Annotated in this window: 7 protein-coding genes; 4 read left to right on the forward strand and 3 right to left on the reverse strand. The window is 46.2% G+C overall.

All coding sequences use genetic code 11. From position 1 onward, the window contains the following. Positions 1–26: 26 nt before the first annotated feature. A complete protein-coding gene (gene tilS, locus NEPTK9_RS05415) occupies positions 27–1,211 on the reverse strand; it encodes a tRNA lysidine(34) synthetase TilS (RefSeq protein ID WP_194847816.1) in 1,185 nt (394 codons plus the stop codon). 54 nt (positions 1,212–1,265) lie between these two features. Between tilS and NEPTK9_RS05420 the strand changes: the two genes are divergently transcribed. The 4 genes from NEPTK9_RS05420 to NEPTK9_RS05435 are packed head-to-tail and all read left to right on the forward strand — an operon-like array spanning position 1,266 to position 5,750. Then, on the forward strand, positions 1,266–2,360 hold the full coding sequence (locus NEPTK9_RS05420; RefSeq protein ID WP_194847817.1) for an LptF/LptG family permease: 1,095 nt from the start codon (positions 1,266–1,268) through the stop codon (positions 2,358–2,360). Continuing rightward, positions 2,357–3,427 (forward strand): LptF/LptG family permease, encoded by a 1,071-nt coding sequence (locus NEPTK9_RS05425; protein WP_194847818.1) that lies wholly within the window; start codon positions 2,357–2,359, stop codon positions 3,425–3,427. Before NEPTK9_RS05420 ends, NEPTK9_RS05425 begins: the two co-directional genes overlap by 4 nt. 18 nt (positions 3,428–3,445) lie before the next feature. Next, the gene (locus NEPTK9_RS05430; RefSeq protein WP_194847819.1) at positions 3,446–4,183 is read left to right on the forward strand and encodes a phosphatase PAP2 family protein; all 738 of its coding nucleotides are present in this window, start codon (positions 3,446–3,448) and stop codon (positions 4,181–4,183) included. A gap of 55 nt (positions 4,184–4,238) precedes the next feature. Beyond that, positions 4,239–5,750, forward strand: coding sequence for a carboxypeptidase M32 (locus tag NEPTK9_RS05435; RefSeq protein WP_194847820.1), 1,512 nt, complete (start codon positions 4,239–4,241; stop codon positions 5,748–5,750). A gap of 55 nt (positions 5,751–5,805) precedes the next feature. Here NEPTK9_RS05435 and rpsI read toward each other — a convergent pair whose 3' ends face one another. Both rpsI and rplM read right to left on the reverse strand, forming a co-directional pair. Then, positions 5,806–6,207, reverse strand: coding sequence for a 30S ribosomal protein S9 (gene rpsI, locus NEPTK9_RS05440; protein WP_194847821.1), 402 nt, complete (start codon positions 6,205–6,207; stop codon positions 5,806–5,808). A 7-nt stretch (positions 6,208–6,214) separates the two neighbouring features. Further along, positions 6,215–6,664, reverse strand: coding sequence for a 50S ribosomal protein L13 (rplM, locus tag NEPTK9_RS05445; RefSeq protein ID WP_194847822.1), 450 nt, complete (start codon positions 6,662–6,664; stop codon positions 6,215–6,217). Positions 6,665–7,479 lie beyond the last annotated feature (815 nt).

Raw genomic sequence — 7,479 nt, forward strand, 5'->3', positions numbered from 1 at the left:
ATAACAACTGACTAGTTTTTAGATCTCTAGAGTAAAAGATTTCTCTTTTTCTGGATAGAGCCAAATGCAAAAATTGGTAGCTTGTCGTAGAAAAACGAGGGAACCCCCTTAGCCCCATACCCCTTCTTAATTTTTTTTCGAATGAGCGGCTCTAAATTGGAGAGCTTTTCAAGGCTATAATTTCCTTTTGGAATCGCAACCTCCCCCTGCCAAAAGGCTTCCCAACTCCCATCACCCCCCTCTTTCCAAAGCTCAGGGGTCTCAAAAAAGCTAGGAAAAGGCTCCTGATAGATAAAAAGGTGGGAGCGGCTGAGCTGAAAGGTGGTTGAGCCCACATGGATCTTCCCCGAAGGACGTTTTTGTCGGATCAGCTTCATCAGTACTTCCAGCGCATCATAGGAAAAGGGGGCTAATCCCTTTAAAAAATATTTAAGCTCAAGGGAATGAATCCCCAGTCGAAGATCGAGGTAGGCGCCAAAGGGTCCATGGACGAGTTTTTTTTCAATGTCACCTCCCCTCTCTTCAAAATAAAGAGAGAGCTCTTGGCACATCTTCCCAAGCTTTGCAAAATTTCCTTCCATCCGCTTTCCAAAAATCTTTTCCAGCTGGGGAAAGAGTTCTACCCGCATCCGGGAACGGAGATAAGAGGTGTCTTGGTTCGTGGCATCTTCAAAGTAATGAAGCTTCTTTTTATTAAGGTAATGAATCAAGGCCTCTTTTCTCATAGAAAGGAGGGGGCGCCATACGCACAAGCTCCCGAGTAAACGCTCCTCATAAAGCCCCCCAAGCCCTTTAAGCCCAGCCCCTTCTGCGATTCTTTTAAAGACCGTTTCAGCCTGATCTCCCGCATGATGGGCTAAGAGGAGCGCCTGAAACCCTTCCTCTTTATGGAGCCGAGAAAAAAAAGCGAGCCGCTCCTCACGCGCCCGGTTTTCGAGATCGCCCCCTTTCATTTTTTCGAGGCGGTGAAGGTGAAAGGAGAGTTTGAGGTGGGAAGCAACCTGTTTTAAAGCCTCTGCTTCTCGAGCGCTTTCTTCTCGCCACCCATGGTCAACATGGGCCACATGGAGGGAAAAATCGAGGGTTTCCTTCGACTCCACTAAAAGGTGGAGAAGGGCCATCGAGTCGGCTCCTCCTGAAAGTCCTAAAAGGATCTTAGCCCCTTTTTCGAGGCGGAGAGTGAGAAAGTCTTTGACAACCTGTTTGAGCATAATATACCCACTAGGGTACAATAAGTGCATATTTTTTATAAACTTTGGTAAACAATGCCGCTGCTTTGGCGCTACTTACTCAAAAACTATTTTCAAGTGTTCCTCCTCTGCGTGATGGGGTTTATTGCTGTTCTCCTCGTTACCCGTGTCCAGGAAATTGCGCGGCTTGTTGCTCTAAATTCTGAAATTGGGAAGATTGCTCTCTTTACCCTCTTTCAAATCCCCTATATCTTGCCCATTGCCATTCCCATTTCAGGGTTGATCTCAGCAATTCTTCTAATTAGACGCCTTTCATATAACCATGAGCTCACCGCTTTTCGGGCCGCTGGTATCCCGGTCAAAACGCTGGGCACTCCCCTTCTTATGGCTGCCTTTTTACTTTCGGTAGTTAATTTTGCGATTGTCTCGGAGGTAACCCCTCGCTGCCGCCACCTTTCCCACCACCTCATTCAAAGTGCCGCGACGATCAATCCCCTCTTTCTGATGAAGAAATCAAAAATGCTTAAACTGAAAGACTCCTATGTCGATATGAAAATGACCGAGCTGGGAAAGGAGGCAAATAATGTGATTATCGCAGTAAAAAATGAAAGTAGTGGACGGCTGAACTTGATGCTTGCTAAAAAGCTGACTGTTGAAGATAACTTGATGAGTGGTGAAGAGGTCACCCTGATCTCTCATATTCCTGAAGAGCGGGCGGACCTTTATGACAATCTCATTATCGAAAACCAAAAAGAGATGTCCACCTCAGCAATGGCCCTTTCTTCTTTGATGAAAAAGAAAACCTATAGGCTTGGGGTTGAACATTTGCCAATGAAAGCCCTTCTTCAAACATTTTCCAATCAACCGGTTCACCCTAAAATAGTCAAACGGGCTCGGTTTGAACTGTGCCGCCGCATTTTTTTTCCTGCAATGACCTTTGCTTTTACCCTTCTCGGCTTCTCTGTTGGCCTTGAGATTGGACGGGGAAAAAAGAAAAAAGGACTCTACGTCGCCCTACTCTTCGCCGCATTGACCTTTATCTGCTCGATTGCGGCTAAATCTTTTGAACTTGAAACCTATAAGATGATGATCTGTTATAGCCTACCCTTTCCGATCCTTGTCTTCACCTCTCTATGGTTCCAAAGACGGATTCTTGGAGGGATTGAATGATCTGGCAAAGGTATTTTCTCCGTGAAATCCTTAAGGTTTTCTTCCTCTTCCTCTTTTCCTTTTTTGCCCTCTATGTCCTTGTCGATTATTCGATGCACATGCAAGAAATCCTCAAGAGTGATACGATTAAATGGAAAGGTCTTGGGGTCTATTATGGGATGCTTTTTTCAAGGCGGTGTGACCTCCTCCTTCCCCTTGCCTTGCTCATCTCGAGCGTCAAGGTGTTGACAACGCTCAACCGGAGAAATGAGCTGTTAGCGCTTCAAACCGCAGGGGTCGCTCTCCATAAACTCACCCGCCCCTTTTTCTTTGTGGGACTCCTCTGTGTGGGGCTCAGTTACCTCAACTTTGAGTTCGTTGCCCCAAAATCGTTTAGCTATATCAGCCAGTTCGAAAAAAAATATCTCAAGAAAAAGAGCAAGCGGAAAGAGAAAAAAGAGAAGATCCACATCCTCCCCTTAGAGGATGGGAGCCGCCTCTTATACCAGTACTATGACCCGGTCAAAAAAGAGTTTTTCGACCTTTTCTGGATCGCTTCCCAAGATAAGGTGTATTACATGAAAACCTTATCGAGCCGTGGAGAGGGAACCTTCGTCGATCTGATGGAGCGGAAAGAAAAAGGGATGGAAAAAACCGCCTCTTACTTGAGCCACACCTTCAAAAACCTCCACCTCAATTTTGACCTGGAAAACTACTTCGAACAGGGGATGGACAACCGCTCGATTACAGAGCTGATCCAGATAGGGACGAGCCAAGCCCCTCTTTTTGAGGATAAAAGGCCCATTGCCCTGACCCACCTTTACTTTAAAATTGTGATGCCTTGGCTCCCCGTCCTTGTCCTCCTCGGCGCTGCCCCCTTCTGCGTCCCTTCGGTCAGAAACCTCCCCACCTTTCTCATCTTTGCCCTCACCATTTTTGGTTATATCACCTTTTTTACCATCATGGATGGCTGTATGGTCCTAGGAGAGACAGGAGCTTTATCCCCCTTTTGGGCGATCTTTCCCCTTCCGATCCTTTTTTCCTTCATTTTTGGAGGGCGGTTCCTTAAAATGTGTCTAAACCTATGATTGCTAACTGATAAAATCATGAAGAAATTGTTCATCCCTCTCCTTATTGTCTGTCTTGTTTGGATCAGTTGGCTGAGCCCCTACACCCGCCCCCTTTGGGACCTCCTCGACCAAAAGGCCTTTAACCTCCTTAATGCTTGGATCCATAAAAGCCCTTTTTGGCAAAACTTTTGGGCCTTTACCGGTCATCGGATCATGGACTATATCCACGACCTCATCATGCTCCTCTTTTTCTTCTTTAGTATTAAGTGGGCCTCTAAAGAACTTAAAAAACGGAAGGTGGCCGAGCTGATTTTTTCCACCCTTTTTATTGCATTGATCATTTGGTTTCTCAATGGCCCCCTTGCCCCCGACTTTCTCCACTTCCGTAGAGATAGCCCCACAATCGTCGACAAAACGGCCTTCCGCCTTTCTAGCGTGATCGATTGGATTAAGGTGAAGGACCGCTCTCATAAAAGCTTTCCAGGAGACCATGCAACGACCGCCATCTTATTTACCTGTCTGATTTTCCACCTTATGGGAAAGCGTGCAGGAGCCATTGCGACGGTTTATGCGATCTTTTTCTGCCTTCCCCGCCTCATTGCAGGAGCCCACTGGCTCACCGATACTCTCATCGGAAGCGCTTCGATCGCGATTGTTGCGACAACCCTTGCCTTTGCAACCCCCTTTGCAAATAGGTGCATTACTGCTATAGAAAAGAAACTTGGGAGCCAATTACAAAATAAGGGTATTTCTATGAAACGGAAAAATCAGTGAAAAGAGCCGAAAAGCGATCATCAGTCATTTTATAATTGGCTCCTAGGAGGAAAGAATGTCAAAAAGCTTAGAAGACTACGAAAAACTTCAGGAACTGGGGAAGGAAATCCGGACCCTTTCTGGCGTTGCCATGCTTCTCGAGTGGGACCAAGAAACCTACATGCCAAAAGGGGGGATCACCTCCCGATCAGAGCAGGTCGAGCTTATCTCTTTTCTCATTCATGAAAAGAAAACCAGCGCCACCTTTAAAAAAGCCCTAGAAAAGCTGATCGATCTAGAAAGTGGGGAGCTTAAAGGAGAGGACTTAAGCAACCGAAAAAAGCGCTCCGTTGAAGAATTCTACGGCGAGTATATCAAAGATGCTAAGCTTCCCGCTGACTTTGTCAAAAAGCTTGCTAAAGCAAACTCAAAAGGGACTCACGCCTGGCAAAAAGCAAGAGAAGAAAATAGCTTCGAAGCCTTCCTCCCTTACCTTGAAAATATCGTCACCCTTAACCAACAAAAAGCTGCCTATCTTGGGTTTAAAGATCACCCTTATGATGCCCTTCTCGATCTTTATGAGCCCGGGGTCACGACTCAAGAGCTCGACACCCTTTTTGGAACCCTAAAACCCTTCCTCACCGATCTCACCAAAAAACTTGCTGCAAAAAAGAAGGTTAGCACCGCCTTTTTAACCGCCCAGTTTCCCCGTGACAAGCAGATGGAATTTTGCCACTTTCTTTTAGATAAGATGAAGCTCGATCCCGAAAAATTTCGCCTTGATTTTTCAACCCACCCCTTTTGCACCGCTCCTCATCCCCATGACGTCCGCCTCACCACCCACACCTCTTCCTCCGGCTTTTTTAAAAATATCTCGGCTGTGATGCACGAAGGGGGACATGCCCTCTATGAGCTCGGCCTTCCCGTCGAAGATTTTGGAACCCCGTTAGCCGAATATTGCACCATGGGAATCCATGAGAGTCAATCCCGCTGGTGGGAGTGCTTTATCGGGCAAGGACGCCCCTTTTGGGAGTTTGCCTATCCGAAACTTCTTGAAATATTCCCCGAGCAGCTCCAAGGCATTACACTCGATCACTTCTACCAAGCGATCAACCAGGTCGAGCCCTCCCTTATCCGGGTCTTTGCCGACGAGGTAACCTACATCCTCCACATCATCCTCCGCTATGAAATCGAAAAAGAATTTATCGCCGGTACTCTCAATCTCGCTGACCTCCCCCATATCTGGAATGAGAAGATGGAAAACTCGCTCGGGGTCACCCCCGATACGGATATGAATGGATGTCTTCAAGATGTCCATTGGTCCTGTGGACTGATCGGCTATTTCCCCACTTACGCCCTTGGCAATATCTACGCCAGCCAATTCTTCGATACTTTCCAAAAAACCTTCCCCGACTGGGAAATGCGCACCACCAACGGAGACCTTGCCTTCATACGCCATTTCCTTTTAGAAAAGGTCCACCGCCACGGCAGAGAGTTTCCCGCTCTGACCCTCATCGAGAGGGCAACAGGCGCCCCCCTTTCTCCTCAGCCCTATATGGACTACCTGACAAAAAAATATAGCCAATAAAAAACCCCAGAAGAAATTCCTGGGGTCCATAAAAAAAAAGAGAGGTGATTGGTTCTTATCTCTTTGAGAACTGGAACTTTTTACGCGCTCCAGGTTGACCACACTTCTGTCGCTCACGCTTGCGGGGATCACGAGTCAGAAACCCTTCTCCCTTAAGAGAGCCACGCCGCTCTTCATCTTCTTGGACAAGAGCACGGGCAATACCCAAGCGAGCAGCAATCATTTGACCTTCGATTCCACCCCCTTTGGCGCGGATGATAATATCGTAATTTCCTTCAAGCTCTAGCTTCTTTAAAGGAGAAAGAATCGTTTCTCTTTGGAGTGGAGTGGTAAAATACTCTTCCAGTGTCCGTCCATTCACGTCGATATTTCCTTTCCCTTTGCGAAGTCTCACAGAAGCAATCGCTGTTTTGCGTCTTCCTACTCCAATCAATTCGTTGATCTTTTTCGTTGCCATAGTCTTTTTATACCTCTACAGATAGTGGCTTTTGCGCCTGTTGGTTGTGTGTATCGCCAGCAAAAATCCGAAGTCTTTTAAGCTGCGCTTTTCCTAATTTTGTTTTTGGCATCATCCCCTGAACAGCACGGCGGATGATATAGGTCGGTTTCCGCTGCATCATTGTCCGGTAAGGGATTTCTCTGAGTCCTCCCATATGTCCGGTGTAGTGACGGTACACTTTCTGTGCTTCCTTATTACCACTTACTGCAATCTGGTCAGCATTGATGATGATCACCCCATCCCCAGAATCTGCATTAGGGGTGAAGGTTGTCTTATGCTTCCCGCGGAGAATTTGGGCGACTTCTGAAGCAAATCGGCCAAGGGTTTTCCCTTTCGCATCGAGGGTAATCCACCCTCTTGCCGCCTGGGCTTCTTCTTTCGTCAATAGAATGGTGCTATTTTTTCGCGTTGCCATTTCAGCTGGTCCTTATCATTAATCTACATGACGCACCAGCATACAGAATTCTTTCTTTTTTGCCAACCCCCCAAAACAGAGGATCTCACCCCCCTCAAACAGCCTCTATTTTGTTTTTGTTAAATTAATTTTTATTATTTTATTTTAATGCAATAAACATATAATAATTAAAAAAAATAAACAAATATGCGTTAAATATGAATTTAAAATTGGAAGCTTTTTTTACAGATTGGGATTTCAACAGCCCTTGCTGGTTCCCCTTACTTTAAATCCCCCCCCATCGCGATGAATATATCACCTATTTTGCCACCCACTATGCTTTAACATTTTTTTCTAAAAAAGGGATGTCTGGGAACAAAAAAATTTATAACTTTTTTGTTCCCCTTGAGGGCATCTGTGGGCGCATCTGGGGCCGAGTGATAGGAAATACTGAGGAGGAAAAGAGACACTTACCTTTAAGGGAACCTTAAGGGATATTGCCATTAGCACGACTTTTTCGATCCCCATTACTCTCATTGCCCGTGCGCTCCTGCCCATCCACACCCCTATTCGTGAACTTCCTACCCGCCAACTCATTGCTCATGAGATAAAAGCGCAACTTGTGTGCTCAACAGTCAAATATCTCCTTCCTTATTTGAGGCAAAAGATATAGACTCATGCAACCCACTATTGCTCTGTCAACCCTAAAATTGAGGATAGATTGGTTGAGATTTTTTGGCATGGTTCAAAATACAGCATGCTGAGGTAACACTTCACGAAATGTGGACACTTCACGACGTAGCTTTTCTTCGCCTTCGGCTCCGAAGCTGTGTCGG

It is taken from the genome of Candidatus Neptunochlamydia vexilliferae, assembly GCF_015356785.1.
Taxonomy (GTDB): Bacteria; Chlamydiota; Chlamydiia; order Chlamydiales; family Simkaniaceae; genus Neptunichlamydia; species Neptunichlamydia vexilliferae.